Raw genomic sequence first — 26,790 nt, forward strand, 5'->3', positions numbered from 1 at the left:
GGCCGCGGAGTCCGACTGAGCGGACGACGAACCCGCCGACCTGTCCGGCGGGCGCTGCGAAGGGGTGAGCAAGTTTCCATGATGGAACCTACCACAAATCAGCAGACTTGTCAACCTGTGCTGGTGCGGCTCCCGGCAGACCGGGAGCCCACCGGCCCGGCCACCGGCCTTACCACTGGTGGGGCGCACGACGAGGAATCCGCGGGGCTCCGCGACGCCGCCCTGGCCTACGTGCGCCGCGGTTGGCCCGTCTTTCCGCTCCACGGCATCCGCGATGGACGCTGCACGTGCGGGGACCCCGGCTGCCGGGACGCTGGGAAGCACCCTCGGGAGCGCGGCGGCTTCCACACCGCACGGGCCAGCGAGGGGCACGTCATCGTTTGGTGGGCGAAGTACCCCGGTTCGAACATCGGGCTGCCGACCGGACGCACGAGCGGGCTGGCGGCTATCGACATGGACCCGCGAAACGGCGGGGACGAGACGCTTCGCCAGTTCGAGGAGCGTTTCGCGCCGCTCCCCTCGACCGTGGAGGCCACGACCGGCGGGGGTGGCCGTCACATCTTCTTCACGTGCCCGCACGGCGGGCTTCCGAGCCGCACTCTCGGCCCGGGGTTGGAACTCAAGGGGGACGGGTCCTACGTCGTGCTGGCGCCGTCGATGCACCGCTCCGGGCGGCGGTATGCGTGGGCTCCGGGCCGCTCGCCAGATGACATCGAACCTGCACCCCTGCCGGGGTGGATCATCGAGCGTGTCCAGGCCACCGGCAGGGTAGCCCCCGGCCCCGGGCCGAAGCGACCCGCGGAGTTCTGGCGGGCCCTCGTGGCCGAAGGGGCCGCAGAGGGGGAGCGGAACGTCCGCCTCGCGCAGCTTGTCGGCCACCTTCTTCGCTGTGGCGTCGACCCCTGGGCGGTGCTCGAACTGGCGAGGGCGTGGAACGAGGCCCGGTGCCACCCACCGCTCGAAGACAGTGAGGTTGTGAAGGTTGTGAACTCCATAGCTGGAAGGGAACTGCAGCGGAGAAAGGAGGCCACCCGCCGTGGCCGACGCTGATACCCGGAACATCGAGGCCCTTGCAGAAGACGCCGCGGAGGTCGAACAGAAGCCGGAGGAGCGCCGGTCGCAGGCGTCTACTCTGGTCGAGCTAGCGGAGCGGGCCGGTGTTGAACTGTGGCACACCCCTGACGGCGACGGCTTCGGAACGTTCGAGATCAACGGCCACCGGGAGAACTGGCCGCTCGGGTCGAGGGCCTTCCGCCGCTGGCTGGCCCGGCGCTTCTACGAGGAGCACGGCAAGGCTCCTGGGTCACAGGCGCTCCAGGACGCCATCAACGTGCTGGAGGGCCGGGCGCAGTTCGACGGCCCGGAGCACCCCGTCTACGTGCGGATAGCGCAGCACGGCGGGAACGTCTACTTGGACCTAGCCGACGCGGACTGGCGGGCGGTGGAGATCACCCCGACCGGCTGGCGCGTGGTCGATACGCCGCCCGTCCGGTTCAGACGGTCACGTGGCATGTTGCCCCTCCCGGCCCCGGTTCCGGGTGCCAGCGTCGAGGAACTGCGTGCCTTCGTGAACGTGGGGTCCGACGATGACTGGCGGCTGCTTGTGTCCTGGCTTGTCGGGGCGCTGCGTCCATCTGGGCCGTACCCAGTCCTCATCCTCCAGGGCGAACAGGGCAGCGGGAAAAGCACCACCGCACGGCTGGTTCGCCGGATGATTGACCCCGCCGTGGCGGACCTGCGTACGGTGCCACGGGACGAGCGCGACCTCATGATCGCTGCCCGCAACGGCTGGGTGGTGGGCTACGACAACCTTTCGGGCCTGCCGGTGTGGCTGAGCGACGCCCTGTGCCGGGTGGCCACGGGCGGGGGGTTCGGCACACGCACGCTGTACGAGAACACGGAGGAAACGATCATCGATGTACAGCGACCCGTCATCATTAACAGCATCGACTCCCTGGCCGAGCGCGGGGACCTGCGCGACCGCGCCGTCGTCCTCTACCTGCCACCGATCCCCGACGGGCAGCGACAGGACGAGCGCACGCTCTGGACTCGCTTTGAAGAGTCCCACCCGCGCATCTTGGGGGCGCTGCTGGACGCGGTGAGCATGGCCTTACGACGGCATGCTACCGTCCGGCTGGAGCGGCTGCCGCGGATGGCCGACTTCGCTATCTGGGTGACGGCTGCCGAACCGGCGCTCCCGTGGGCGGAGGGGGCGTTCCTGGCCGCGTACGGCGAGAACCGCGCCGAGCAAGAGCGGCAGGCGGTCGAATACGACCCGGTTGCACGGGCCGTCGTGCAGCTTGCGCGATCCGGCGGCTGGGACCGTACGGCGTCGGAGCTGTACGACGCACTCTCCGGCATGGTGGACGAGCAAACCCGGCGCTCGCGGGCGTGGCCGCGCGGTCCAAACGCACTGTCGAGCCGGCTGAAGCGGCTGGCCCCCACGCTCCGGGCCGTGGGCGTCGAGATCGGTGATGGGTACATCGGCCGCGGGAACGAGAAGCGCAAGGTGGTCATCATCCGTCCGAGTATGCAAAAGATCGACCACATCGACCCCATCGACCCCAAGAGGCCGCAAACCCAGTCTACAAGCGGAATCCAGGCGGGGTCGATGTTGGGGTCGGTTGCAATGACAACCGACCCCACCGACCCCAGGATCGACCCCGCGGGGTCGGTTGGGGTCGATGTGGGGTCGATTGGGGTCGATACATCGACCCCGCGCAATCCCGCTTCCAGAGCGGATGGGGCAGATGGGGTCGATGGGGTCGATCTTTCGCAGACATCTTCTACTGCGGGAGGAGAAGCGGGGCGGCAACCTCGCCGCGTGGTCCGGGTTATGCCCTGACCCCATAAAACGGCACAGATTACCAGAAGCCAGCACAGATTGCCAGGACCCAGCACGGATTACCAGCACTGCTGCTGGAAGCCACCCGGCGGGGGGCCGATGACTGCGACCCCCGCCGGCCCGGTAGCACGATATGTTGCCATCAGCAACAGAGGAGGACACCGCCATGCTGACCGTTCGCGAGTACCTGGCCTTCCACCAGCCGCACGTCCTGGCCGTGCTGGTGGCGCGCTACGGTCCCCTCCACAGCCCCCGGCCCCCGAGGCGCTACCGTCCGGCGGTGCGGCTGGTCGCGGACGGCTGGCCGTCCTGGCGGCTGTGGAAGGCCGTCATGCAGGAGCCGCCGAAGCCGGGGCTCGGGGGGCTGCTGCCGGGGGAGCACAGCACGGCCCTGGTGGCGTGCCGTCCTTAGGTCTGTGGAGCGTCTCCTTCGGGCGCACGTGCTGTGAGGTGTTGACTGGATTCGCTCGGACCACCTGGGGCTGGTGGCTTGGTGCCCGCTGGTTGCGCGTGCGGCCCCTCAACCACCAGGGCGACCATCAAAGCGATGATGGAGAGTATCGCTAGTACGGACGATTGCGCTGCAACGGCCAACGCCAGGCCGGGCACCGCGGCAAGCAAAACAAGTCGCGCCCACGCTGGTTTGGAAAACCACCAACGCTCGAACCCACGCTCAGAAGGGAGCGGCTTCGCTGCTTCCTGTTGCGGCGGTGCTGTTGGGCGGGATTCAGCGCCACTTGCCGGTGTACTCGCCGTCTGGACGCGTTGTTCAGGAACCACGGATCGGGCTGATATGTTCCGCAGTGCGTAGGCCACCGCAGCGCCCGCAACGGCGTAAGCGACAAACCCGCCATAGTTCGGCAGGTACGCGTTCGCCTGCCAGAAGCCAACGCCGCGGAAGGCAGGAACAGTCGTACCCTGCGAGTCTCCGAATGTCCACACGAACCGCCCTGACCGAAGACCAACACTCCACAGGGCTCTCTCAGTGGCCTCATCGTGCTGCCCGAAGGCCAGGAAGCCGAGGATGAACAGGTAGACCCCATACCATAGCCACAGACGGTCGGTTCGGCTCATCGTGCTGCCTCACTCCTGTACGACGGTCACGGAGCCTTGGAGCCGCATAGTGCCGTATACATCCTCCAGGCATCCAGCGTCAACGTAGAGCCTTGCTGTACGTAGCCACCAAAGGTCTGGCAGAACTGGAGACGCGCATCGGGAACGTTCAGCTTTACCTTCGCTGGATCGGAGCCGCAGAACTGAACATACTGTGCCCATCCCTGCAACGTAAGGGCTGGTTGTGCTTGGTTGAAGGTTTGGCAGAATTGCAGCCGCGCATCGGCAGGGAGCGCAATTGCGACTGTCTTAGTGGAGTCGTCCCACAACACCTGCGCGCCGAGCGCCTCAGACACGGCCCGAAGCGGGACCATCGTTCGCCCGCCGAGGATTACTGCAGGCACGTCGCTCTGCACGAACCTGCCGTTCACATACACCGATACCACCGGCAGCCCTTGGAACGTCGCCCCCTGCGCGAAGGCCGCACCGCCGACGAGCAACACCGCCGCCACAACGGCCACCGCGAGCCTCCTCGTCCGCGTCCTGAGCATCTTCCTCCTCCCCTTCGAGTACGCCTTGCGGTGCGGGTTGTACGCCCTGCGCGTTGGCGATCCCTGCCATCAGAAGACGGCCGCGTATTCCGTTTTGGAATGCGTCTGACGGTTCTGCATAACACTCATGCATGATTCACCATCCGACCCATTCATTCCACGCATGGTATTTTGTGGCATAAAGTGCTGGAAATGTATGGGTATGTGACCGAACCATATCGCAGCGCGAAGGTGCATGGTAATGTGTGGCAAAGCCTTGAATCCCTCATGCTGTGGGCGCACGCCCCCCGACCCCTCCGGCGCGGCGGCGGGACGCCCCCCAGGGGGGCGGTGGACGGCCCCGGCAGGCCGTTGCCATCAACAACACCCCGCACAGCGGCTGAATTCCGTAAGCTGGAATTGCTGCCAATCCTACCGTCCGTTCTGACGGCCTTCTCGGCGGCGGGGGGCACGGTGGTACTGCCTGCCCCGCCACAGCGGCCCAGCGAGGCCCACGGAGCCACGGCCCTGCGGGGGCGCGGCTCCGAACCGCACGGCGGCTGTGGGAGGCCGTGGCCGGGAGCACCCCGCGCCGCGGCGATCTACGGCACGCGCCTTTGTTGCCGATAGCAACATGACGGCGCGGCCAGCCACCGGCAACAGGTTGCACTTGCCAGTAGCACCGTGCTAAAATGGTCACGGGATATCCGATCTTGATTCGCGTACTTAGGCCGCTTGTAGAGCCGTATGTAGCTCACTGACCACTACGTTGACCACCACGAAGGGGGGCATGGTGCCATGAAGGGCACGATCCGCCAACGCGGGAGGAACTCGTGGCAAGTCCGCATCAGCCGCGGGTACGAAAACGGCAAGAAGCTCCTGGACGAGTACACCGTCCGAGGAACCCGTGAGGACGCCGAGAAGTTCCTGCGGGCGAAGCTGCACGAGATCGACAAGGGTTCGTACACGCCACCGGCGCGGCAGACCTTCCAGCAGCACGCCGAGACGTGGCTCGAAACCTACGCCCGCACGAACCTCCGTCCGACCACAGCGGAAAGTTACGAGGTCCTCCTCCGAAAGCACGCCTTCCCCGCCATCGGCTCGATCCAGCTTGAGAAGCTGACGCCGCAGCACCTCCAGCGGCTCTACGCGGACAAGTTGGCTGAGGGCCTGTCGCCGCGGCGCGTGCAGTACCTGCACCTCGTCATTCATGGGTGCCTGAAGGCCGCCGTGAAGTGGGGGCTGGTTGGGCGCAACGTGGCCGACGCCGTGGACGCCCCGAGGCCCGAGCGGCGGGAGGTGCCGATCCTCACGAGCGAGGACCTGGACAAGCTCATCCGCGCCGCCGAGGGGACCGACCTGGAGCCGGTGGTCCTGCTGGCGGTGGGAGCAGGACTGCGACGCGGCGAGGCCCTCGGGCTGAAGTGGGAGGACGTGGACCTGGACGCCGGTGTTGTCCGGGTGCGGCGGTCCCTCGTGCCCACGAAGGAAGGCGTGCGGTTCCAGGAGCCCAAGACCGCCAGGGGGCGCAGGACGGTGGCGCTGCCGCCCTTCGTGGTGGACGGGCTGAAGCGGTGGCGCAAACGCCAGGCCGAGGTGCGTCTGCAGCACGGCGAGAAGTACCGGGACCAGGGGCTCGTCTGCGCCCGAGAGGACGGCTCCCCGATGCCCCCCGCAAGCGTGACGCACCGCTTTGAGCGGCTGGCCGCGAAGGCCGGGTTCGAGGGGCTGCGGCTGCACGACGCTCGGCACGGGCACGCCACCGTGCTGCTGGCGCAGGGCGTCCACCCGAAGGTGGTCCAAGAGCGGCTCGGGCACAGCACCATCTCCGTGACGATGGACATCTACTCGCACGTCATGCCGGGACTCCAGGAGGAGGCCGCACGGAAGCTGGACGAGGCCCTGAACCGGGCGCGGGCGCGGTCCCGCCGGTCCTCCTGACCGCCCACAGCCCCCGCCGCAGAACGGCAAGCCCCCGGTTCACGCCGGGGGCTTCACCGCGGTGGTCAGGGTCCGGTGGTCAAATTCCTTCGAGAGCCGAACAGTGGTCAGAAGTAGTGGTCAACCGGCCTTCCAATTCCACCTTCTCCCATCACCCGATCCCTTAAACCCGCTTCCCAAGCCTGGTGCGAGAGGTGGGACTTGAACCCACACACCTTTCGGTACAGGATCCTAAATCCTGCGCGTCTGCCAGTTCCGCCACTCTCGCGTACGCCGGAGGGGGCCGGCGAACAGCCGCCGGGGCAGCGGTTCGCTGCCCCGGCACCCTCCGCAGGTCGACGGTGGTTGTCCGGTGGCGGGCCATGTTGGGCTCGAACCAACGACACCCCGCTTAAAAGGCGGGTGCTCTACCAACTGAGCTAATGGCCCGAGTGGCTGGGGCGGCAGGACTCGAACCTACGCATGGCGGATTCAAAGTCCGCTGCCTTACCAACTTGGCTACGCCCCAGTGTGCATGGATGCCCGGTAGTGGCGGGCTGTGAGGGACTCGAACCCCCAACCTGAGACTTAGAAGGTCCCTGCTCTGTCCAGTTGAGCTAACAGCCCCCAGCCCCGGCGACCTGCGGTACCGGCCAGTCGGATGCAGATGCGCAGCAGGCCGGAACCGTTCTCCGACCTGCTAACCTGCCATTCGAATCATACCACAGGGGCGGACGCGCTGGCAAGACGGCCTGCCTCCGAGCCCGCTGCCGGGGCGGTCTCCCGGCGCGCGGCCAGGCACCGGAACGCTTGGGGCCGCCACGCCGGCGGCCCCGGTCAGAACGTCCAGTGGAGCGGGTGATGGGAATCGAACCCACGTACCCGGCTTGGAAGGCCGGTGCTCTACCATTGAGCTACACCCGCACGGCTGGTCGGGGTGGCCCGATTCGAACGGGCGACCTCAGCGTCCCAAGCGCTGCGCGCTGACCATGCTGCGCCACACCCCGGCAGCATGTCGATTATAGACCCGGACCGGCGGCGGTGTCAAAGGCTCCGGCTGCCGTCGAGCCACACGTGCCGGGCCGCCGGGCCGTCCGGCCCGAGCTCGAGCACAGCGCACGAACCCGGCTTTCCGGGCAAGCGCGGAAACGAGGGGCTGCCCGGGTTCAGGAGGAGGACCCCCTCGTGCTCCTCCAGGAGCGGCACGTGGGAGTGGCCGAACACCGCCACCCGGCAGCCCAGCTCCCGCGCCCGCAGGTAGACCCGCAGCGGCCCCTTCTTGGCGTCGTGGCGGTGCCCGTGCACGAGGACGATGCGGACGCCCTCCAGTTCCAGCACCTGCTCGGCCGGCTCCTGGTCGGGGAAGTCGCAGTTGCCCACGACAGCCGCCACCCGGTCGGGAGGGAGGCCGAAGATGGCCGCACAGGCGCGCGCGTCGGCGTGGAAGTCACCCGCGTGCAGCAGGAAGTCGACCGCCCCGAGCCGCCCCCGCAGGAGGCGGACCGGACCGAGGCGGCCATGAGTGTCGCTCAGCACCGCGACGCGCACCGGCAATCCCCCTCCCTGGTCCACCGTACCCGACGGCCCGTCATGCCGGGCGGCCGACGAAGTCCGGCAGCGCCTCGACTGCCAGGCGGATCGCGCGGCCGCGGTGGCTGACGGCGTTCTTCTCCTCCGGGTCAAGCTCCGCCACGGTCCGGCCGTCCGGCAGCTCGAAGACCGGGTCGTAGCCAAACCCGCCGGTGCCGCGGGGTGCCGTGGCGATCCGCCCCTCCAGGGTGCCCCGGAACACGGCCTCGCGCCCGTCGGGGTGGGCGAGGGCGGCGGCACACACGAACCGCGCCCCTCGCGCCGGAGCGGGGACCCCCTCGAGGCGACGGAGTAGGGCGGCGATGCGGTCCGCATCCGTGCCCGGGACCCACCGGGCCGACCGCACCCCCGGCTCGCCGCCGAGAGCGTCGACCTCCAGTCCCGAGTCGTCGGCCATCGCCGGCCGGCCCGTGGCTGCCGCGGCCGCTCGCGCCTTCTTCCGTGCGTTCTCCTCGAAGGTGGCGCCATCCTCCTCCACCTCGGGGGCGAACGGGAACTCCGCCAGGGTCCGGACCCGCACGCCGGCAGGGGCGAGCAGCGCCGCCAGCTCCTTCGCCTTGCCGGGGTTGCGGGTGGCCAGGACCAGCTCCGGGGGACCCTCCCACAGGTCGAGGTGCTCGACCTCTCCCGGAGCGCCCGGCCACAGGCGGCGGGCCACCTTCAGAAAGGCGTCCGGCGAGCCGGTGGTGGCGAAGCGAACGGTACCGCCGGCCCGTCGGGGACCCAAGAGGCCCCGCGTCCGGAGCCACTCCCGGACGGTCCAGGCCGCCTCCCGGCCCGGGTCGACGACCGTGACCCCGGCTCCGACCTGCCGGGCGATCCGCTCCTCCATGTGGGGAAGGTGGGTGCAGCCGAGCACCAGCGTGTCGATGTCCTCCGCGAGCAGCGGCGCCAGGCACCGGCGGATCTCGTGTTCCGCCAGCGGCGAGTCCACCTCCCCGTTCTCCGCCAGGGTGACGAGGATGGGACACGGCACCTGCACGACGCGCGCGTCGGGTCGCAGGGCCCGGATCGCCCGGGGATACACGCCGGACGCCACCGTGGCCTGCGTGGCCACGACCCCGATCCGCCCGGTGCGGGTGAGGCGGGCGGCCGCCCGGGCGCCCGGCTCCACCACCCCGACCGCCGGCACCGGCAGGGAGGGCGCGTCGGGCGCGAGGAGGACTGCGGCAGTCGCCGTGTTGCACGCGACGACCACGAGCCGGGCTCCCGCCTCGGCGAACCAGGCTGCGAAGCGCAGGAAGAAGCCGCGGACCTCCCCGAGCGGCCGCGGGCCATACGGGAAGTGCGCGCTGTCGCAGGCGTAAAGGAAGTCCTCACCCGGCAGCAGGTCCACCAGGGCCCGCAGGACGGTGAGACCGCCTTCGCCGGAATCGAACACGCCGATGGGGCCGTCCGCCAACCGCCCCCGACCCCCCTCCAGAGACGCAGGGGCTCCTGCGGGAAGTGTACGCCGCCGGCGCGGGCCATGACACGCAGACAGGAAGCCCCCGGACCGCCGCCGGTCCGGGGACCGAACCGAGAGGCTACCCACGCGTCATGAGCTGGTTCAGGAGACCGAGGGTGCGGATCAACTGCTCCTTGTCCTCCGCACCGAGCTCGGCGAGGACCCGCGCGAGGTAGGCGCGGCGGGCGGCGAGGACTTCCCCGATGATCGAGTGCCCCTTCGGCAGGATCCGTAGCCGGATGACCCGGCGGTCCGACGTGTCTCGCACGCGCTCGATGAGCTGGTTCCGTTCCATCCGGTCGATCAGGTCCGTGGCGGTGCTGCAGGCCAGGAACATCTTCTGGCACAGTTCGCCCATGGTGAGCTCGCCGTGCTCCCGCAGCACGAGGAGGGCATCGAGCTGGGGCGGGGTGATGTCGAAGTCCGCCAGGATGTCGCGGCCGCGCTTCTTGAGGATGGTCGCCACCGAACGCAGGAGTTCCTCGATCTCCGCCACCTGGCGATCGGTCTCGGCTGACCGTGTCGTCAGCAACCCGTATCACCTCCCCCTCTCGGTGCTGGCTTCACCCAGGTGCTGGTTTCACCTAATTGTACCACAGAGGAAAGGTGATGACGGTAAGACATTCGGCCTCTTCCAGCGAGTCCGCCGGTACACCCGGCTGAGCCCTTACGAACGGACGGCCCGGAAGAAGTCGATCAGGCCCCGGCGGATCCCCTCGGCCGCCCGCCACTGGAAGGCCGGATCGTTGAGGAGCGCCTCCTCGGCCGGGTTGGAGAGGAACGCCACCTCGACCAGCGCCGCGGGCGCCCGGCTCTCCCGCAACACCACGAAGTTGGCCGTCCGGACGCCCCGGTCCGCAAGCCCTGTCGCCTCGGCGAGGCGGCGGTGGATGGCGGTGGCCAGGAGGCGGCTCTGCGGGTGGTTCCGCCAGTAGTACGTCTCGGTACCGCCCGCCGCGGGGCTGGCGGCGGCGTTCGAGTGGACAGAGACGAAGGCGTCGGTGCCGGAGCGGTTCGCCATCGCCGGCCGGTCATACAGTCCGACGGTCGCGTCCCGGTCGCGGGTCATGTGCACGTCGGCACCCGCCAGGACGAGGAGGTCCCGCAGCGCCAGGGCGACCGCGAGGTTCACGTCCTTCTCCAGCGTGCCCGCCGGACCCCGCGCCCCGATCTCCTGCCCGCCGTGCCCGGGGTCGACCCAGATGTGGCGCCCGTGGAGGGAGGATACCTCGAGCTCCAGCACCACGGTCCGGCCGCCATCTTCGCTCCGCAACTCGTGGCCCAGGTAATACGGCAGGTCCAGGCGAACCGCCGTGCCGATCCCGGGTGCGCCAGACGGCTCGACGGCCAGAGCGGTGAACGCGACCCCCTCCGGCGCGATCACCGGCCCGAGCCCCGGCCCCGGCACCACCCCGGCGAGGTTCAGGGTCAGGCGGCGCCCGCCGGGGTCGACGGCGACCGTCGCCTCCGCCGGGCGGGTGGTGCGCACGGTGAGGCGGGTGCGGTCCCCGACCGTCTCCCACTCCACGCCGGCGACGTACGGGGGCAGCCGCACGGCCAGTCCGCCGGGGATGGGCTCGATCACCACCGGGCGCCGCCCGGCCAGGTCCACCACCACGCGCGCGGTGTCCTCCGTGAACTGCCCCGCCCGCACCCGGCGGGCGTCCGGGGCGTCGAGGCGCACCTCCCGGGGGGCCAGCGGCGTCAGCCGCGTGCCCGGGAAGTCGATGACCAGCCGGTCGGGCCCGGCCAGTTCCCGTACCTCGTACCGGTCCAGTTGCCAGCCGCGGATGACCACGGCGACGTCGTCCCCGCCGCCGGACACGAGCCCCAGCACGGCGGGCCGCCGGGCAAGTTCCACCACCCGGTCGGCGCCGCGCCAGCCCACCTCCAGCCCCAGCGTCTCGGCCACGAAGCGCAGGGGGACGAAGGTCCGGTCGCCGACGATCTGCGGCGCCACGTCGAGCGGTACCTCACGGCCGGCCACCCGGGCGGCCGGGTACCCGACCGTGAGGACGATCTCGCCGGCCGCCTCCGGCACGTCCGGCAGGGGCCGGATGCGCACCTCGCGGCGCTCCGGTAGCCACCGCACGTCCGCGCCGAGGGCCTCAGCGACGAAACGGATGGGAACGAACGTGCGATCGCCGGAAATGAAGGACGGCGGGTCGGTCGGGACCGGCCGGCCGTCCAGCTCGAGGCCGACGGTGGGGCCGGGAGACGGGACAGAGGGTGACGGCGGGGCCGGGCCCTCCGCGAGCGCGACCGGGGCCGGTCCGCCGAAGGTGAGGGCGGCCGCCAGGGCCAGGGCGGCGCCCGCCACCCCGACCCTGTGCCGTGGGGGTCGCAGCGTCCGTGACCGGAAGGGCTTCGCCATGGAATACGTGGACGGGAGCCTCAGGGTTCGCCACTCCCTGCCTCTTCAACAGCTTGACGTTCCAACGTTCAAGTGGTTAGACGGTAAAACGCCCCAGGGAAGTTCCCCTGGGGCGTTTTCCAGTTGGTGGAGGCGGCGGGGCACTGCCCCCCGCGTCCGAAGACCCGCCAGACCGGACCTCTCCGAGCGCAGCCCCGGCTTTCGGTCTCGCCGGACGTGGCCCCCCGGGGCAGGGTCCACGTCCCGCCAGCCCCCGCTTGGCTTCGCCGGCCGGTCAGGGGCACCCCGGGTGCCCCTTGCGGGGCCCGGGTCCCGTTCGGCTAGCCCACGGTCTGACGCTCAACTCCGGCGCGTGGGCGGCGGCCCGGAGGAGCGTGCAGTCGCTACGCTAGGGAGCGACTGGGCCGCTCAGGCGGCCAGAGCGAGAGAACGCTCGTTGTCGGCACTTATCGGTTGCCACCTGATTAACGAGGCGGTGACGACCTCGGCTCGCTGTCCGATCCCGCGGCATCCCCGTCGAACCTGTTTCGCCCCCCCGTGACGGCGCCGTCCGCTTTCAGCGGACCCGGGTGCGGAGGGCCCGCTCGATCTCACGGCGGACGTCCCGTTCGGCGATGGCCTCACGCTTGTCGTACTGGCGCTTGCCCCGGGCCAGGGCCAGCTCCACCTTGACTCTACCATCCTTGAGGTAGAACCGCAACGGCACGAGCGTGTATCCCTTCTGCCGCACCTGCCCGTACAGGCGCAGGATCTCGTGCTTGTGCAGGAGGAGCTTGCGCACCCGCTTCGGGTCGTGATTCCACCGGTTGGCCTGCTCGTAGGGACTGATGTGGACATTGTACAGCAGGACCTCGCCGTTCTCCACCCGGGCGTAGGCATCCTGGAGGCTCACCCGCCCCAGGCGGCAGGACTTCACCTCGCTGCCCAGGAGGGCGATCCCGGCCTCGTGCGTCTCTTCGATGAAGTAGTCGTGCCGCGCCTTGCGGTTCTCGGCCAGCGTCCGCTGAGGAGCCGGGCCACGCCGGCCCCGGTCCTGCGCGCCCATCGCCCCTCACCTCCGCCCGGGAGCCTTTATTGTACCGGCCGTCCGGTCCGGTGTCAAACGCCGCCCGCCGCTCGGCCGTGTCAAGCTTCGGTAGGTGACCCGACAAGGCCCGAATTTTTTGGTTCGTTATGCACTCCGCGGCAGCGCCCTCACAAGCTCACGTAGCACGTACTTGACCCACGGCGAGCCGGCAGCTGGTCCGCTGAGCGCCGGCAGGTTCACCCGCAGCCATGCCTCCGGATCATTCAGTTCCCCGGGCTGCACCCGAATCGCCGTCGAGCCGGTTGCCTGGCGCAACACCTCCGACTGCATCGGCCAGGCCTGCCGCCCCATCACCGCCAATTCCCCGTTCGCCCGGGCCGCCAGCAGCCGCACCAGATGGTCCGCTCCCCTGTCACTCCACTGCGCTCCATGGCGCTTCATCCGTCGGGCGACATGGTGGAACACCTGCCCCTCAATGGTGCCCAAACTGTCTGCGGCCCCGGAACGGCAGATGCCGTCCCAGTTCTCCTGCAGGTACTTCCGCAGCCCTGCCACACGCTTGCGCTGCGCCCCACGACTGGCCCGCTCGGCCGTCGCCAGCACCTGCTCCACCTGGCTCCAGTCCTTGACCTTCAGGGCCTCCACCGCCTTCCGGTAGGCCTCCTCGTCATGCGACAGACCCTCCAGCAGCGCCCGGCGGAGGTGGAACGGGTCCAGCTGGTACCTCGCTCCGGCAAACGTCCCCGCCCACTGCTTCACCCACGGGGCACCGTCGCCGCCCACCACCACGTCCTGTACCGCACTCAGATCCCACTTGCTGCCGAAATCCGCATACGTCTGCTCCGAGAAGACCTCCGCACTGGCCAAGCCTGCGGTCACCCGGCGCTCTACCAGTTGCCACCGGTTTTGCCCGACTTGCTCTTTGCCCTCATAGCCGACCGCCAGCTTCAGCCCCAGGTGCCTGTGGGCTCCCCGGGGACCACGGCCTTGGACCACCACCTCGTCCACCTCAATCCGCAACCGCTCGGTCCGCCGCTGCCCCGCCGGCACCTCGCCACGGTCGAACACTGCACGGCGCTGCGCTTCGGCTTGCTCCACCCGTACAGCGCCCACCTCCTGGACCTCACGCCAGACGCTCATCGCTCGGACATCCATGCCCCCCAGCGTGAGCTTCGCCAGCACCGCCGCCGCCCGGTGGTACGGCATCTCCGCGGCCATCGCCACCGCCAGTTCTGTGGCCCACGGCGACAGCCGCTGGCGGGCTGTCCACCCCAGCGCCTCGTCCAGCAGGAAATGGCCTTCCCCGCTCTGACGGTCCCGGTAGTACCGCCGCCGCACCTGCACCTTCCCAAACGGCGTCACGATCGTCCGCGGCTTGCTGTGCACCAACTCATATCGCGCCGCGTCCCGCCGGCGCATCAGCTCGTCGTCCAGCCGGTGCAACGCCAGCACCAGCGCCCGTCGCGCCACCTCCTGCACCAGCCGGAAGATCCCCTTCTCCAGTTCCATGAAGTCGTGGCGGGTCCGCAGCAACTCCGAGATCCCATGCACCAGCAGCAGGATTAGGTCCATGATCTCACGAACTAGCCACATCGAGACCTCACCCATTACCAGGCCTTGTCGGGATGGTTGCTACCGCAACCTACCAGGTGAGGTCTCATTCTTTGTTGTCCCCACCATCTCCTCCCGAAATGTTATCCGGCCCCGCCGCTCCCTCCCGCCGCTTGCGCCGGCGCCGGCCGCCGGTGGCCGGTGCGGCCGGCGCGCCCGGTTCGCGGCCAGCCTCCCGGGCCGGCGGCGGGGCCGGCCCGGCCGTCGCCGGGAGGGCGAACACCACGCCGACCTGCGCGTCCTCCTCCTCGTCGTCGGGCCGGGGGCGCTGCCGGCCGGCGGGGATGGGGATCCCCCACATGTCGACGGCCGGACGCTCCCTCGCCGCCCCGTCCGCGCGCGCCCGCTTCGCCGCGCGGCGCTCGGCCCGTCGCCCGCGCCGGCCGCGCCCGTGCCGGCCTGACCCGGCGCCGGACTTCGCCTCGGGCCCCGTCCGGGATCCGGATTCGACCCGGTCCTCCCCGGGAACCGGCTCCTCCAGCGCGAAGTTCACCTGGCGGGCTTCCAGGTCGACGCTCAGGAGGCGCACCCGCACCGGATCGCCCAGGCGGAACGTGCGGCGGGTGCGCTCACCGACCAGCGCGTACAGCTTCTCGTGGAAGTGATAGTAATCGTCGGCCAGGGTGCTGACGTGGACCAGGCCCTCGACGGTGTTCGGCAGCTGGACGAAGAAGCCGAAGTTCGTCACCCCCGAGATGACCGCGTCCCACACCTCGCCGACCTTGTCGCGCATGAACTGCGCCTTCTTCAGGTCGTACGTCTCCCGCTCCGCCTCCATGGCCACCCGTTCCCGCTCGGAGGACTGAAGCGCCACCTCCGCCACCAGACGCTCGAGCCGGGCCGTTCGCCGGGGGGACAGCCGTCCCCCGCCCGCCCATAGCTCCCGGATGATCCGGTGCACCATGAGGTCCGGATAGCGCCGGATCGGCGAGGTGAAGTGGCAGTAGTACCGCGTAGCCAGGCCGAAGTGGCCCAGGTTCTCGTGGCTGTACCGGGCCTGCTTGAGCGAGCGCAGCACCACCGTGTTGACGAGCCCCTCTTCCTTGCGCCCCCGAACCCAGGCGGTGACGGCCTGGAGGTCCCGGGGCTCCACGCCGGCCTTGCCGGGGCGGAGGGTGTAGCCGAAGAGCCCGAGGAACTCGGCCAGGGCGGCGATGCGGTCCGGGTCCGGCTCCTCGTGCACGCGGTACACGAAGGGGACCTTGAGGCGCGCGTAGTGCTCCGCCACCGTCTCGTTGGCGGCGAGCATGAACTCCTCGATGATCCGGTGCGCGTCGGTTCGCGCCGCCCGCAACACGTCCAGCGGTTCGCCCCGCTCGCTCAGCACGAGCTCCGCCTCGGGCAGCTCGAACTCGAGGCTGCCCCGGGCGATGCGCTTCTGCCGCAGCACCCGCATCAGCTCGTGGGCCGTCTCGAGCATGGGGACGACATCGGCGTACTGCTCTCGCAACGCCGGGTCCCGCTCCTCGAGCATGCGGTGCACGGCCGTGTAGGTCAGGCGGTGACGGCTGCGGATCACCGCAGGGTAGATCTTGTGGCTGCTCACCCCGCCGCGGGGGCCGATCTCCATCTCGCAGACCAGGACCAGCCGGTCCTCGCCCGGGCGCAGGCTGCAGAGGTCGTCGGAGAGCCGGGGCGGAAGCATGGGCACGACCCGGTCGGCCAGGTAGACCGAGGTGCCCCGCCTCAGCGCCTCCCGGTCGAGCGCCGACCCCTCCCTCACGTACCAGGACACGTCGGCGATGGCGACCCACAGCCGCCAGCGCTTGCCCTCCCGGCGTACCAGCACAGCGTCGTCGAAGTCCTTGGCATCCTCCCCGTCGATGGTCACGAACGGCAGCTCGCGCAGGTCCGTCCGCTGCCGGAACTCCTCGGGCGGGATGGTGCCCGGGATGCGCTCGGCCTCTCGCAGCACCCGTGCCGGGAACGCCTCCGGCAGCTCGTGCCGGCGGATGATGCTGAGCACGTCGACCCCGGGGTCATCGGGCTTGCCGAGCCGCTCCACGACGTGGCCCTCGGCGGGCCGCCGGCCCTCGGGGTAGCGCGTGATCCGAGCGACGACCTTCTCCCCCGCCTTGGCCCCGCCGGCGCCCCCCCGGGGCACCACGACCGCCGGGCCGTACCGGGGGTCGTCGGGGACCACGTAGCCACCCTGCCGGTTCCCCTCGTAGGTGCCCACGATCCGCCTCACGGCCCGCTCGAGGATGCGGATCACCTCGCCGCCCGTGCGGGCTCGGGGCCGCGACGGCGGGGACAGGCGCACGACCACCCGGTCGCCGTGCATCGCCCCCATCAGGTCCTCCGGACCGATGAAGACGTCCCCCTCCACCCCCTCGGGCTGCACCTCCGGGGTGAGGAAGGCGAACCCCTTCGGATGGGCCTGGATGCGGCCGACGGCCAGGTTCATCCGCTCCGGCGCACCGTACCGTCCGGTCCGGGTCCGCACCACGAGACCCTCGGCCTCCATCCGGTCCAGGGCCGCCTGCGCCTCGGGCCGCTGCTGCTCGGGTATCTCCATGGCCTCGAACAGCTCCGCCGCGGTCAGCGGCCGGTAGGCCTCGCTGCGGATGAATGCGGCGATGCGCTCCTTCACCTCGTCCCCTCACCGCCCGTCCCGGCGTCTTCGTCCCCGACCCGGCGCTCCCGGAACCGCCAGCCCAACCAGGCCGCGTAGGCGCCCGCCGCCAGGGCCGCCTCGGCCAGGGAACGCCAACGTGGAAGTTCTCCGCGCAGTACCCGAAACACCACATAGCCACCCCCGACCGCGAGGGTGGCTGCGGCCCAGGCGGCCAGCGCCGCCTGCGTGCTGGTCATGCGCCTCTTCACAGGGCCCGCGTGGGCTCCCCCATGCCTTCCGGCTCCTTTCCAGCCGTCTTCACCCATTATAGTGGGCACGGCCGGGGCGGACAAGCCGCGCCACGAGCGCAGCCGCCAGCCCCACGGCCACGAGCAGGGCGGGGACGAGGACGGCTCCGACGGCGGAACCGGCCAGGTGGGGCCAGAAGCCCGGCCCCGGCTCGAGGGGGCCGAAGACGGGCACGACGGGGAGCCGGGCAGAGGTCGCCGGAACGAGAAGCGGAACGATGTACATCGCCGCGAACAGCGCGTGCAGGACGCGGGCCACCACGTAGGGACCCATGCGGACGTCCGTGCCGGTGATCACGCTGGCGACCTGCCCGTGGACGGAGAGCCCGCTCCAGGCGATGATGGCGCTGGCGACCACCGCCCGCGGCACGAGTGCCACGGGCGCGACACTGGCGGCCCGGGTGCCCAGGTCGATCTCCAGCAGGCCGGCGATGGCCGCCGGCACCAGCTCCTGGGGCAGGCCGGCCAGCCGGAAGAGCGCGACGAACGGGGCCGCCACGACCCCACGCAGGCCCACGACCTCCAGCATGCGCACGAAGACGCTGAAGAGCATGATGAAGCCGCAGATCACGAGCAGGGTGCGGACCGACTCGTGCACGGCGTCGCCGGCCAGCTGGCCCAGGCCCCGTCCGTCCTCCCGTCGGGCCTCCAGGAGGCGCTCGACGGCCCGGCGCAGGATGTTCCCCCGCCGGGGCGGCTCGGGCCGGGCGGTCTCCTGCTCGCCCGGCCCGTAGAACCGGAAGATGAGCCCCACCGTGAGCGCGGCGAGGTAGTGGGCGGCCGCCAGCTTGGGGCCGAGCCAGGGCATGCCGAACATGCCCACGGCCACCGCGCCGAGGATGAAGAGCGGGTCGCATATCTTCTCTTTGCAATCGTCCTTCCGGGGCTCCTCGCGCGAATCGCCGGGGGCTTTTTCGCGTGGCGGTGCCGGCGCGCGGTGTCCCGAATCCGCAGGGCGTGTCAGGGCATGCGGGTACCCACCACGGAGTACCGATGATGGTGAACGGCACCCGGAAGGGAGTCACTCGGGTACCGGCAGGGGGCGAACCTTCCGAAACCCAGCCCTGCACGGTGGCGGCAGCTCAGCTGCCGGTCGCAGGTCGGCGGGCACCCGCACGGGTCGACTGCACCGACCGATGGGGCTGGTATACCGCCTGCGGCCGGGTCCTGCCGCACGTGCGTCTGGCTGGTCCCATCCTCCTGGCACACCGCCGCCCCCGGGGAGGGTGTCCCCGGGGCTCTTCCTCTCCCGGGCCCGATCACCAGAACCCGCGGCGCGAAGGGGGACATCTCCGTGATCTTCCAGTTCGGGCGGTGGCGGGTGGAGAACTACGTCCGGACCCCCGGCGGCGAGGTCCTGCTCGACCAGGCCTCCGAGGAGAAACGCCGCGACCTTGTGCGAAAGCTCTACCTGGCGGCTGCACGGCTGATCGCTCCGGCAGGCGTCGAAATCCTGGATGTCCGCCTGGTTCCGGCAAGCATCGCGCTGAGCGTCTCCGGGACACCCGCCCGGGAGGAGGCGCGAAGCCCCGGTGCGTCGCTCCCCTAGTCGGCCCGCCACCTGTGCTCGTCACGCACCGGGCCCGCAGCTGAGGCGTGCCGTCCTCTACATCCGCGTCTCCACCGATGTGCAGGCCCGAGAAGGGGAGTCCATCCCGGCCCAGAGGGCCCGACTTTCCGACTGGGCGCGCGAGAATGGTTACGTCGTGGTCAGGGAGTACGTCGACGCCGGCGAGAGCGCAAGAGTTGCAGACCGCCCCGAGTTCGCCAGGATGCTGCAGGACGCGCGCAAGAGCCCGCGCCCGTTCGATGCGGTCCTCGTCTGGAAATGGGACCGTTTCGCAAGGAACGCAGAGGACGCCGCGATCTACAAGAGCCTGCTCCGGCGCCAGTTGGGCGTCGAACTCATCGCCATCGGAGACCCGCAGAGCTCCGGCGCGGTCGGAGTGCTCATGGAACGCATCCTCGACGTGATCGCCGAGTTTCAGAGCCTCATCACGGCCGAGCACGTGAAGAACACGATGACCTACCTTGCCCGGGACGGAAGGTGGCTCGGCAAGGTCCCCTTCGGGTACCGGCTGGACGACACGGGCAAGCTGGCCGAGAACGAAGAGGAGGCACCGGCGGTTCGCTGGGCGTTCGAAGAGGTCTCCACCCGGCGAATGACGGTGTACGCCGTGGCCGAGGAGTTCGCCCGGGGGCTCCGCTTTCCATCCACCGTCGCCAGGGGCTACAGGTGGTCTCCCACCGCCGTGCGCCAGATGCTCCGGAACCCGGTGTACACCGGCCAGGCGGTGTGGAACCGTCGCTACATGACCGTGGACTCGTCCAGCGGCCTGTCCAAGAAGAACCGGGGCTTTCGGGACCCCACGGAATGGGTGATCGTCGAGGACGCGCACCCGGCGCTGGTCACTAAGGAACTGTTCGAGCGCACGCAGCGGGTGCTGGACGAAATCGGCGCCAGGTTCGCCCGCACGCCGAACGGTGACTACCTCTTCCGCGGCCTCGTGATCTGCGGCCGGTGCGGCCACCACCTTTCGTACAGCAATCCGGACCGGGGTCCCAATCCGAAACTGGTCTGCACGCAATACTACCGAATCCCCTCCGTGGCCTGCCGGCCGATGAACTGCATCCGGCCCCGGGAACTGGAGGAAATCGTCTTCCGCGCCACGGAGGAACTCCTCGAGTCGACTGGGGCACTGCCGGAACTCGCGATCGCCGCCAAGAAAGAGCCGGCGGCTCTCGAGCCGGCAGCCCTGCTCCAGAATGTGCGCCACCGCCTCCAGCGGCTCATCGACGCCTACGAGGCCGGCGTGCTCACTCTCGAAGAGTTCCGCGAACGGCGCGCCTCCCTCGACCAGGAACGGGCCCGGCTGGAGAAACCGACCGCACAGCCCGGGGAAGGTGCAGTCAACCAGGAAGAGGCCATCAAGGCGCTGCGCGAGCGGATTCGGGACGTTCTCCCCGTACTGCGTGACCCGCACCGGTCGGTGACCGAGAAGAATGTCGTCCTCGCTGACGTGATCGACCGGATCGTGGTGAATCGCGTCGACGACTCAGTCCGCATCGTCTGGAGATCCTTACGGGAGTAGCTCCGACCCCCGACTTCGCCCCGCCCGGCCCGGTCTCGGGGGACCGGACAGCCGCCCGCAGCGATGGCGACGAGTGCGACACGGCGCCTGCCGCGACGGAGCCTCCTTCGGCGGGGCGGGGCGGGGCGCGCCGTCCGGCCCACACTCACCGTGTCAACTCCGTGTGCGTGATGGTCATGCGCGCGACGTCGATCTCCATCGCCGCCCGGCGGAAGACCTCCGGCCAGCGGGGCTCCAGGTCACGCCACGCGCCGGGGTAGCGAATGCGGACGCGCTGGGCGAAGTTCCAGACGTCTGCACCCAACGCCTGGGTCCGCCCCAGTGCCCGGGTGATGGCATCGCGCACGTGGGAGGCGAGTGCCTCCTCCACCTTCGCCAGCGTCTCGGGCTCGCTCACGACGCCCCCGCAGGGCACGTCCGCGATCACGACCTCCCCCCACGCGGTGACGCGGAACCGGACACTCGCCTCGGAAAGGACGGGGTCGACGGCGGTGAGCCCGCGCTGCACCCGGGCAGAAAGCCGTCGGCCCGGGTTCCCCGGGCACGGCACGGTGAGGACCTGATCCCGCGCCTGGCCACGGAGCCACATTGCGCCTTCGAGCTCCGATCCCGTCAGCTCCCCCACCCAGCGGTCCCCCCGGAAGATGCCGGCGCCTTCGATCATGACCTCGGATGGCGGGGCTCGCCTCTCCCCGGTGGGATGCGGCACGACCCCGACAACCGGGGCCAGCGGGTCCCAACCGGGCTCGACCAGCGCGCGCAGGAAATCCTTCAGGTTCACCCGGGGGCTGGCGCGGCTGCGGGTCAGTTCCCCCAGCCCCATCGGCATGACGGACTCGAGGAGCAGGGGTTGGGTGAGCAGATCCCGGGCGGTACCGCGCGCCACCACGATCTGGCTGGTGAGTCGGACCTCGTGGGCGCGCAGCAAGAAATCGGAGACCTCGCCGATACCCTCTCGGGCCATTCGCTGCCCGAGCACGATGACCTGGCTGTGCTGGAGCGTCACCTGGCGGGGGATCTTGCGCTGGGAACGCCAGATCGCGTCCGCCAGGGTAGGTGCTCCGGCGAGGACGAGCACCGTGCCGCCGGCGTCCACACGGAGCTCCTCATCGCCTTTGCCCGGCCCTCCGACGGGATCGGCGATGGCCAGGGTGACCTGAAGATCCCCTGACTCTGACCGGTCAATCCCCAGTGCCAGCACCACGGCCAGATCGTTGGCTTCCCGCCGGCTCCAGCACCCGGTAAGGAAGAGGAGCGCGACGAGAAGCCCCAGCGCCGGGACCCTAGGCCGGCCCACGGGTCTGCACCCCTTCTCGGCTCCCGCTCCGCCGCCCCCGCATGGTGGACACGACGAGCAGGAGAAGCGGCACACCGAGTTCGAGGGGAAACGTGATTCGGGTCCACTGTTCCACGCCCCAGTTCGCTTCCGCCGGAAACCCCGCCCAGACCTGGGTCAGCCCGAGGGCAACACCCGCCAGAACGAGCACGGTCTGCGGCCGGTAGGGAATGCCCAGCGCGTGGCCGACCCCCATTCCCGCCGCCCAGAGGCAAAGCGCGACCTTGACGAACATGCCGGTGAGCCAGACGCTCACCAGCACGACCTCCACCCGCTCGAAGAATTGCCCGATCCGAACCTGCTGAACCAGCACGAAGATCGGGTACGTGGACATGGCCGTGAGCGACGGGCCGAAGACAACGATGCTCAGGAAGGTCACGAGGCTCAGCCAACCCGCGGCGACGGCGTAGCCTCCGAGAGCCCAGCGCAGCCCCATACGGGGCGGTTCCACGTGGGGAAGTAGAAAGCCCAGGATCACGGACTCGCCGAACCAGCCCAGGGAGGGCAGGGCGCCGTCCCAGACGGCCCGGAGGCCGGCTTCGACGGCGGGGAGCGCGGACCGGAAGTCCGCCTGGTTCAGGACCAGGAGAATCCCCACGGCTCCCGAGGCAAAGTACACGAACGCCGCCAGGCCGCCGATCCGGGCCAGGACCTCGATCCCGTCGTAGACGGCGTACGCGGCGAGAAGGGCCATGGAGGCGCCGATGAAGAGCGGCGGCGTTCCCCTCAGGATGGCCATCCCGAGGAAATCCATCACGTTGCGGATCACCAGGGAACACAGAAAGATGAAGAACGCCGGCCACACGAGGCCCAGCATCCGGCCGGGCCAGGGGCCCAGCAGGGTCTGGCCGACCTCGACGAGGCTGAGGCCGCGGTGGCGCGAGGCGAGCGCTGACACCACCAGGACGACGGGCAGTGCGGCCATCGCCCCGACCAGGACGGACAGCCAGGCGTCACGGCCCGCCCGGGCGGCCATGGCAGCCGGCACGAAGAACAAAAGCGCCACGTGACTGTAGAGCGCCAGGAAGCTGGCGACCTGATACGCCCGGATTCGGTGCCGCACCCCGACCGCCCTCCGGTCACATCCGGGAGTACGCAGGCGGCTTCCCGCCGGGGCTGCGCCGCACGTCCCGCGGGGCCAGGATGCCGGGGCGGCGCTTCATCCGCCACCACGGCATCCGAAAGACGACGTCTTTCTGCTCGTCCACGGAAAGCGGGGCCAGCGGCGCCAGGTACGGGACGCCGAACGACCGCAGCCTCGCCATGTGGATGAGGATGGCCATGACCCCGATGAAGATCCCGTAGGCGCCCAGGGTGCCGGCCAGGAGCATCATCGGAAAGCGCAGGAGGCGCACGGCCAGGGCCGCATTGAACCGGGGCAGCAGGAACGAGGCGATCCCCGTCAGGGAGACCACGATCACCATCGGTGCGGAGACGATTCCCGCCCGCACCGCCGCCTCCCCGATCACCAGGGCGCCGACGATGCTCACGGACTGGCCCACCATGCGGGGCAGCCTCAGGCCCGCCTCACGCAGGGCCTCGAAGGCAACCTCCATGAGGAGCGCCTCCACGACCGCAGGGAAGGGGATCCTCTCCCGGGCCCGCATGATGGTGAGCAGTAGCGGGGTCGGGAGCATCTCCTGGTGAAACGTGGTGATCGCGATGTAGAAGGAGGGCCCCAGGAGGGCTACCAGGAGGTAGATCCACCGCAGCAGGCGGATGGCGCCTGCCGCGGGGTATCGCTCGTAGTAATCCTCAGGCGCCTGGAGCATCTCCGGGAAGACGGTCGGCACGAGGAGCGCGAAGGGCGTACCGTCGGTCAGGATGGCGACCCGCCCCTCCAGGAGGTCGGCCGCCACCACGTCCGGCCGCTCGGTGTGCTTGATGAGCGGAAACACCGTCCAGGGCGTGTCCTCGATGAACTCCTCCAGATATCCGCTCTCCAGCACACCGTCGATCTGGACACCCTGCAGGCGCCGGCGGACTTCCGCCAGGAGGTCAGGAGACACCACCCCGGCCACGTAGAGGATGGCCACCCGGGTGCGGGTGACGTTCCCGAACCGAAGCGTCTCGACGCGCAGGCGGGGGCTCCGGATCTTCCGCCGGATCAGGGCGGTGTTGACCACGATGTCCTCCGTGAACCCCTCGCGGGGCCCGCGGACGACGCTCTCCGTATCCGGCTCCGAAACCCCCCGGCGTTCACCGCCCTCCGTGTCGAGCCGGAGGCAGCGCGTCGCCCCGGCCACGAAGATCACGCTCTCCCCCTGGCTCAGGGCATCGGCGGCCTCCCGCAGGGACAGGCCCTCCCGTACACGAGGGGCAGACGCCCCCAGCTGGGTGTACCGGAGCAGGTGATCCTCGGGCCTGGCACCTGCGGGCGGGTGCCACTCGAATGTCAGCGCCCCCACCAGGCGCTCCAGGGAGCGCTTCTCCACCAGACCCGCCACGTAGGCCAACAGCACCGCCACGTCCCCGCGGTGGACCCGTACTGGCCGGAAGACGACGTCGCTGCTCGAACCGAAGAGAAAGTGCAGCACCACCTCGTTCTCCTGCAGGTCAGCCGATACCGGCAGTACGAGATCCTGCCGGAGAAGGGCCTCCGCAGCCCGCCGGTGGCGCTCCCCGGGATCCGGCAGGACCCGCAGGGAAGCGGCAAGCTGCGGGTACCCGTGCTTCTCCAGGTACCGGAGAAGCACGTCGACGTCCCGGGTTGGGGGTTTCAGCCTTCGTATCCCGAAACGCACGCGTCTGCCCTCTCCCCGGGGCCCGCCGGCCGTCGCATGCCGACACCGTGACGCACGTTCCCTTCGGCACCATGGTTTCCCATGCCCGTCACGGCTATGCGCCCCGCACCGGGACGGCAGCCGTCACCGGCCCACCGCCCCGGGGGCGTGGGCGCCCTTCGCGTTCACGAGCCGATCCCTCAGCCGCACCACCTCACCGATCACCACCGTGGCCGGCGGCCCCAGACCCGCGGCGCGGGCACGCTCGGCGATGTCCGCCAGGGTACCGGTGACCACCTGCTGATCCGGCCAGGTCCCGCGCCGCACCACGGCAGCCGGGGTCGCTGGTGAACGGCCGGCAGCCATCAGGCGCTGCGAGATCGCGGGAAGGTTCTTCATCCCCATGAGCAAGACGATGGTGTCCAACCCCGCCGCCGCCTCCCAGGCCGGTCCGGCAGATCCGCTGCAGGTGTGTCCCGTGGCGATCACCACGCTCGTAGCCTGGGCACGGTGGGTGACGGGGATCCCGGCGGCGGCCGGCGCCGCGATGGCGGCGCTGACCCCCGGGACCACCTCGAAGGGGATGCTCCGTGTCGCGAGGTACTCGGCCTCCTCCCCGCCGCGGCCAAAAACGAACGGGTCGCCGCCCTTGAGGCGGCACACCTCCAGGCCGCGGACCGCCAGGCTCTCCAGCATCCGGTTGATGTCGTCCTGGGAGACGGTCTCCCACCCTTCTCCTTTCCCGACGTAATACAGCTGGGCATCGGGACGGGCCTCGGCCAGCAGCTCGGGGGCCACCAGCCGGTCGTAGACGATGGCGTCCGCACGGCGGATGCACGCCAGCCCCCGCACGGTGATGAGGCCGGGGTCGCCCGGCCCCGCGCCGACGAGGTACACCTTGCCCGTCACAGGCCCTCCTCCTCCCGGGGAAGGCGCCAGGCGCCCCCGTCCGAAGGCCGGCATCGGTCGCCCTCCGAGGCGGGCAGGGCGAATCGCATCCCCGTGGTCAGCTCCGTGACGGCCGTCTCGAGAACCGCGGCGAGGCGGTCCCGGAGCGCCCGTGCGAGGGAGGGGCTCATACCGCCCGTGCTGATGGCCAACGTCAGGGACCCCGCCCGGTGAACGGCAGGGAGAATCATGTTGCCGAGCTCCGGTGCCCCCGCCACGTTGACCCAGAGCCCCAGGCCCCGCGCCTCGGCAGCGACGGCCGCGTCCACCTCCGGCACCCCGGTGCAGGCGAAGACGAGGGCATGCCCGCGCGCGTCTCCGGGGGCGTAGCGCCGCCGCTCCCAGGTCACACGCCCCGCCCCGGCGAGGGCAGCCAGCTCCGGCGCCGCGTCGGGGCTCACCACGCGGACCGCCGCCCCGGCCCCCACGAGCCCCGAGACCTTGCGTGAGGCGACGGGCCCGCCGCCCACGACCAGGCAGGGCAGGCCGGAGACATCGAGAAACACGGGGTAGAGCGCGGGGAGAGACTGGTAGGACATCCCGGCTCACTCCTGCCGCGACCCGAGGACCCGCTCCAGTTTCTCCGCCGTCAGCGACTCCCACTGGCCGATCCCCTCGCGACGCCGCCCCGCCGCGTCGTACTTGTTGTGATAGCCGCGGGGAGTGATCATGTAGCCCTTGTACGTGTAGGTGTTGGAGTTCCCGATGAGGATCGTCGTGAGCATCCCGATCTCATGGTCCAGGACGTGGGCCAGGTCGGTCAGAACCACCGACTGCCTCTCGCGGTACGCGCTCTTGACCAGCGCGCAGGGGGTGGTGGGCGAACGGTACCGGCCGATGACCTCGACCGCCTCGACCACCTGCCGCTGCCGCCGACCGCTCGCCGGGTTGTAGAGGGCGATGACGAAGTCGGCGCTGGCGGCCGCATCGAGCCTCCGGAGGATCACGTCCCACGGGGTGAGGAGGTCGCTCAGGCTGATCGCTGCGAAATCGTGCATGATGGGCGCGCCGACCAGGGCCGCGCACGCGTTCAGGGCGGTGACCCCCGGGACGATCTCCAGCTCCACGCCCGTCTCGGGGTCCCACCCGCGCCCGGCCAGCACCTCGAGCACGAGGCCGGCCATGCCGTACACCCCGGCGTCGCCGCTGGAGATCACCGCGACCCTGCGCCCCTGTTCGGCCCGCTCGACCGCGGCAACGGCCCGGGCGATCTCCTCCTGCATCCCGCTGCGGATGACCTCCTTGCCCTCGAGAAGGGGCCGGACCAGGCCGATGTACGTGGTGTAGCCCACCACCACTTCCGAATCCTCGATCGCCTCCCGGGCCCTCCGCGTGAGATGCGCCTCCGCGCCCGGCCCGAACCCCACGACGTACAGCTTCCCGCGCCCCAACCGGATGCCTCCTTCCTCATCCGTGCGATCCACAACCC

The 26,790-nt window shown here is 70.2% G+C and carries 22 protein-coding genes, 6 tRNA genes and 1 other RNA gene; 6 read left to right on the plus strand and 23 right to left on the minus strand.

Annotation, left to right across the window (positions count from 1 at the left end):
• Positions 1 to 117: 117 nt before the first annotated feature.
• From caldi_RS12950 to caldi_RS12960, 3 genes are all read left to right on the plus strand, one after another.
• Complete coding sequence (locus tag caldi_RS12950) at positions 118 to 1,050, plus strand: bifunctional DNA primase/polymerase (protein WP_264842175.1); 933 nt, start codon at positions 118 to 120, stop codon at positions 1,048 to 1,050.
• Positions 1,037 to 2,845 (plus strand): hypothetical protein, encoded by a 1,809-nt coding sequence (locus tag caldi_RS12955; RefSeq protein WP_264842176.1) that lies wholly within the window; start codon positions 1,037 to 1,039, stop codon positions 2,843 to 2,845. The genes caldi_RS12950 and caldi_RS12955 overlap by 14 nt, the downstream gene beginning before the upstream one ends.
• 166 nt (positions 2,846 to 3,011) lie before the next feature.
• Positions 3,012 to 3,257 carry a hypothetical protein gene (locus caldi_RS12960; RefSeq protein WP_264842177.1) on the plus strand — a complete coding sequence of 82 codons (246 nt, stop codon included), beginning with the start codon at positions 3,012 to 3,014 and terminating at the stop codon, positions 3,255 to 3,257.
• Positions 3,258 to 3,945: 688 nt separating this feature from the next.
• On the opposite strand, the gene caldi_RS12965 is transcribed toward caldi_RS12960, so the two are convergent.
• Complete coding sequence (locus caldi_RS12965; RefSeq protein ID WP_264842178.1) at positions 3,946 to 4,419, minus strand: copper amine oxidase N-terminal domain-containing protein; 474 nt, start codon at positions 4,417 to 4,419, stop codon at positions 3,946 to 3,948.
• A gap of 807 nt (positions 4,420 to 5,226) precedes the next feature.
• On the opposite strand from caldi_RS12965, the gene caldi_RS12970 reads away from it, so the two are divergent.
• Complete coding sequence (locus tag caldi_RS12970; protein ID WP_264842179.1) at positions 5,227 to 6,369, plus strand: tyrosine-type recombinase/integrase; 1,143 nt, start codon at positions 5,227 to 5,229, stop codon at positions 6,367 to 6,369.
• 183 nt (positions 6,370 to 6,552) lie between these two features.
• Here the strand turns inward: caldi_RS12970 and caldi_RS12975 are convergent.
• The 16 genes from caldi_RS12975 to caldi_RS13055 form a co-directional block, all read right to left on the minus strand.
• Positions 6,553 to 6,637 (minus strand) — tRNA-Leu (locus caldi_RS12975).
• Positions 6,638 to 6,722: 85 nt separating this feature from the next.
• A tRNA-Lys gene (locus caldi_RS12980) sits at positions 6,723 to 6,798 on the minus strand.
• 3 nt (positions 6,799 to 6,801) lie between these two features.
• A tRNA-Gln gene (locus tag caldi_RS12985) sits at positions 6,802 to 6,877 on the minus strand.
• 21 nt (positions 6,878 to 6,898) lie between these two features.
• Positions 6,899 to 6,975, minus strand: a tRNA-Arg gene (locus caldi_RS12990).
• A gap of 223 nt (positions 6,976 to 7,198) precedes the next feature.
• A tRNA-Gly gene (locus caldi_RS12995) sits at positions 7,199 to 7,272 on the minus strand.
• A 5-nt stretch (positions 7,273 to 7,277) separates the two neighbouring features.
• A tRNA-Pro gene (locus caldi_RS13000) sits at positions 7,278 to 7,355 on the minus strand.
• 37 nt (positions 7,356 to 7,392) lie between these two features.
• A complete protein-coding gene (locus tag caldi_RS13005) occupies positions 7,393 to 7,896 on the minus strand; it encodes a metallophosphoesterase (protein WP_264842180.1) in 504 nt (167 codons plus the stop codon).
• A 40-nt stretch (positions 7,897 to 7,936) separates the two neighbouring features.
• Complete coding sequence (gene murI, locus caldi_RS17665; protein ID WP_319951759.1) at positions 7,937 to 9,340, minus strand: glutamate racemase; 1,404 nt, start codon at positions 9,338 to 9,340, stop codon at positions 7,937 to 7,939.
• 124 nt (positions 9,341 to 9,464) lie between these two features.
• Positions 9,465 to 9,917: a MarR family winged helix-turn-helix transcriptional regulator gene (locus caldi_RS13020; RefSeq protein ID WP_264842181.1), complete on the minus strand. Its 453-nt coding sequence runs from the start codon at positions 9,915 to 9,917 to the stop codon at positions 9,465 to 9,467.
• A 135-nt stretch (positions 9,918 to 10,052) separates the two neighbouring features.
• Positions 10,053 to 11,705: an N-acetylmuramoyl-L-alanine amidase family protein gene (locus tag caldi_RS13025; RefSeq protein ID WP_264842182.1), complete on the minus strand. Its 1,653-nt coding sequence runs from the start codon at positions 11,703 to 11,705 to the stop codon at positions 10,053 to 10,055.
• Between the two features lie 178 nt (positions 11,706 to 11,883).
• Positions 11,884 to 12,294, minus strand: a transfer-messenger RNA (tmRNA) gene (gene ssrA / locus caldi_RS13030).
• A gap of 21 nt (positions 12,295 to 12,315) precedes the next feature.
• Positions 12,316 to 12,804 (minus strand): SsrA-binding protein SmpB, encoded by a 489-nt coding sequence (gene smpB / locus caldi_RS13035; protein WP_264842183.1) that lies wholly within the window; start codon positions 12,802 to 12,804, stop codon positions 12,316 to 12,318.
• Positions 12,805 to 12,930: 126 nt separating this feature from the next.
• Positions 12,931 to 14,394: an ISLre2 family transposase gene (locus caldi_RS13040; protein WP_264841566.1), complete on the minus strand. Its 1,464-nt coding sequence runs from the start codon at positions 14,392 to 14,394 to the stop codon at positions 12,931 to 12,933.
• Between the two features lie 49 nt (positions 14,395 to 14,443).
• Positions 14,444 to 16,990, minus strand: a complete 2,547-nt coding sequence (gene rnr, locus caldi_RS13045) for a ribonuclease R (protein ID WP_264842184.1) — start codon at positions 16,988 to 16,990, stop codon at positions 14,444 to 14,446.
• Positions 16,987 to 17,211: a hypothetical protein gene (locus caldi_RS13050; RefSeq protein ID WP_264842185.1), complete on the minus strand. Its 225-nt coding sequence runs from the start codon at positions 17,209 to 17,211 to the stop codon at positions 16,987 to 16,989. Before caldi_RS13050 ends, rnr begins: the two co-directional genes overlap by 4 nt.
• A gap of 61 nt (positions 17,212 to 17,272) precedes the next feature.
• Positions 17,273 to 18,079, minus strand: a complete 807-nt coding sequence (locus tag caldi_RS13055; RefSeq protein ID WP_264842186.1) for a hypothetical protein — start codon at positions 18,077 to 18,079, stop codon at positions 17,273 to 17,275.
• A 477-nt stretch (positions 18,080 to 18,556) separates the two neighbouring features.
• Between caldi_RS13055 and caldi_RS13060 the strand changes: the two genes are divergently transcribed.
• A complete protein-coding gene (locus caldi_RS13060) occupies positions 18,557 to 18,811 on the plus strand; it encodes a hypothetical protein (protein WP_264842187.1) in 255 nt (84 codons plus the stop codon).
• Positions 18,795 to 20,354 carry a recombinase family protein gene (locus caldi_RS13065; RefSeq protein ID WP_264842188.1) on the plus strand — a complete coding sequence of 520 codons (1,560 nt, stop codon included), beginning with the start codon at positions 18,795 to 18,797 and terminating at the stop codon, positions 20,352 to 20,354. The genes caldi_RS13060 and caldi_RS13065 overlap by 17 nt, the downstream gene beginning before the upstream one ends.
• Positions 20,355 to 20,499: 145 nt before the next feature.
• On the opposite strand, the gene caldi_RS13070 is transcribed toward caldi_RS13065, so the two are convergent.
• The 6 genes from caldi_RS13070 to cobJ form a co-directional block, all read right to left on the minus strand.
• The gene (locus caldi_RS13070) at positions 20,500 to 21,651 is read right to left on the minus strand and encodes a Ger(x)C family spore germination protein (RefSeq protein ID WP_264842189.1); all 1,152 of its coding nucleotides are present in this window, start codon (positions 21,649 to 21,651) and stop codon (positions 20,500 to 20,502) included.
• Complete coding sequence (locus tag caldi_RS13075; protein WP_264842190.1) at positions 21,638 to 22,753, minus strand: GerAB/ArcD/ProY family transporter; 1,116 nt, start codon at positions 22,751 to 22,753, stop codon at positions 21,638 to 21,640. The genes caldi_RS13070 and caldi_RS13075 overlap by 14 nt, the downstream gene beginning before the upstream one ends.
• A 16-nt stretch (positions 22,754 to 22,769) precedes the next feature.
• A complete protein-coding gene (locus caldi_RS13080; RefSeq protein ID WP_264842191.1) occupies positions 22,770 to 24,434 on the minus strand; it encodes a spore germination protein in 1,665 nt (554 codons plus the stop codon).
• A gap of 123 nt (positions 24,435 to 24,557) precedes the next feature.
• Positions 24,558 to 25,322 carry a uroporphyrinogen-III C-methyltransferase gene (gene cobA / locus caldi_RS13085; protein WP_264842192.1) on the minus strand — a complete coding sequence of 255 codons (765 nt, stop codon included), beginning with the start codon at positions 25,320 to 25,322 and terminating at the stop codon, positions 24,558 to 24,560.
• On the minus strand, positions 25,319 to 25,900 hold the full coding sequence (locus tag caldi_RS13090; RefSeq protein WP_264842193.1) for a precorrin-2 dehydrogenase/sirohydrochlorin ferrochelatase family protein: 582 nt from the start codon (positions 25,898 to 25,900) through the stop codon (positions 25,319 to 25,321). The genes cobA and caldi_RS13090 overlap by 4 nt, the downstream gene beginning before the upstream one ends.
• 6 nt (positions 25,901 to 25,906) lie before the next feature.
• The gene (cobJ, locus tag caldi_RS13095) at positions 25,907 to 26,752 is read right to left on the minus strand and encodes a precorrin-3B C(17)-methyltransferase (RefSeq protein WP_264842194.1); all 846 of its coding nucleotides are present in this window, start codon (positions 26,750 to 26,752) and stop codon (positions 25,907 to 25,909) included.
• Positions 26,753 to 26,790 lie beyond the last annotated feature (38 nt).

The organism is Caldinitratiruptor microaerophilus, from assembly GCF_025999835.1.
Classification (GTDB): Bacteria; Bacillota; Sulfobacillia; order Symbiobacteriales; family ZC4RG38; genus Caldinitratiruptor; species Caldinitratiruptor microaerophilus.

What these genes read in the sequence shown, in the direction of transcription:
- smpB (WP_264842183.1), bottom strand. Translation starts at nt 12,804, where the DNA reads ATGGGCGCGCAGGACCGGGGCCGGCGTGGCCCGGCTCCTCAGCGGACG.
- caldi_RS13050 (WP_264842185.1), bottom strand. Translation starts at nt 17,211, where the DNA reads ATGACCAGCACGCAGGCGGCGCTGGCCGCCTGGGCCGCAGCCACCCTC.
- caldi_RS12960 (WP_264842177.1), top strand. Translation starts at nt 3,012, where the DNA reads ATGCTGACCGTTCGCGAGTACCTGGCCTTCCACCAGCCGCACGTCCTG.
- caldi_RS13055 (WP_264842186.1), bottom strand. Translation starts at nt 18,079, where the DNA reads ATGTTCGGCATGCCCTGGCTCGGCCCCAAGCTGGCGGCCGCCCACTAC.
- caldi_RS12970 (WP_264842179.1), top strand. Translation starts at nt 5,227, where the DNA reads ATGAAGGGCACGATCCGCCAACGCGGGAGGAACTCGTGGCAAGTCCGC.
- caldi_RS13090 (WP_264842193.1), bottom strand. Translation starts at nt 25,900, where the DNA reads ATGTCCTACCAGTCTCTCCCCGCGCTCTACCCCGTGTTTCTCGATGTC.
- caldi_RS13040 (WP_264841566.1), bottom strand. Translation starts at nt 14,394, where the DNA reads ATGGGTGAGGTCTCGATGTGGCTAGTTCGTGAGATCATGGACCTAATC.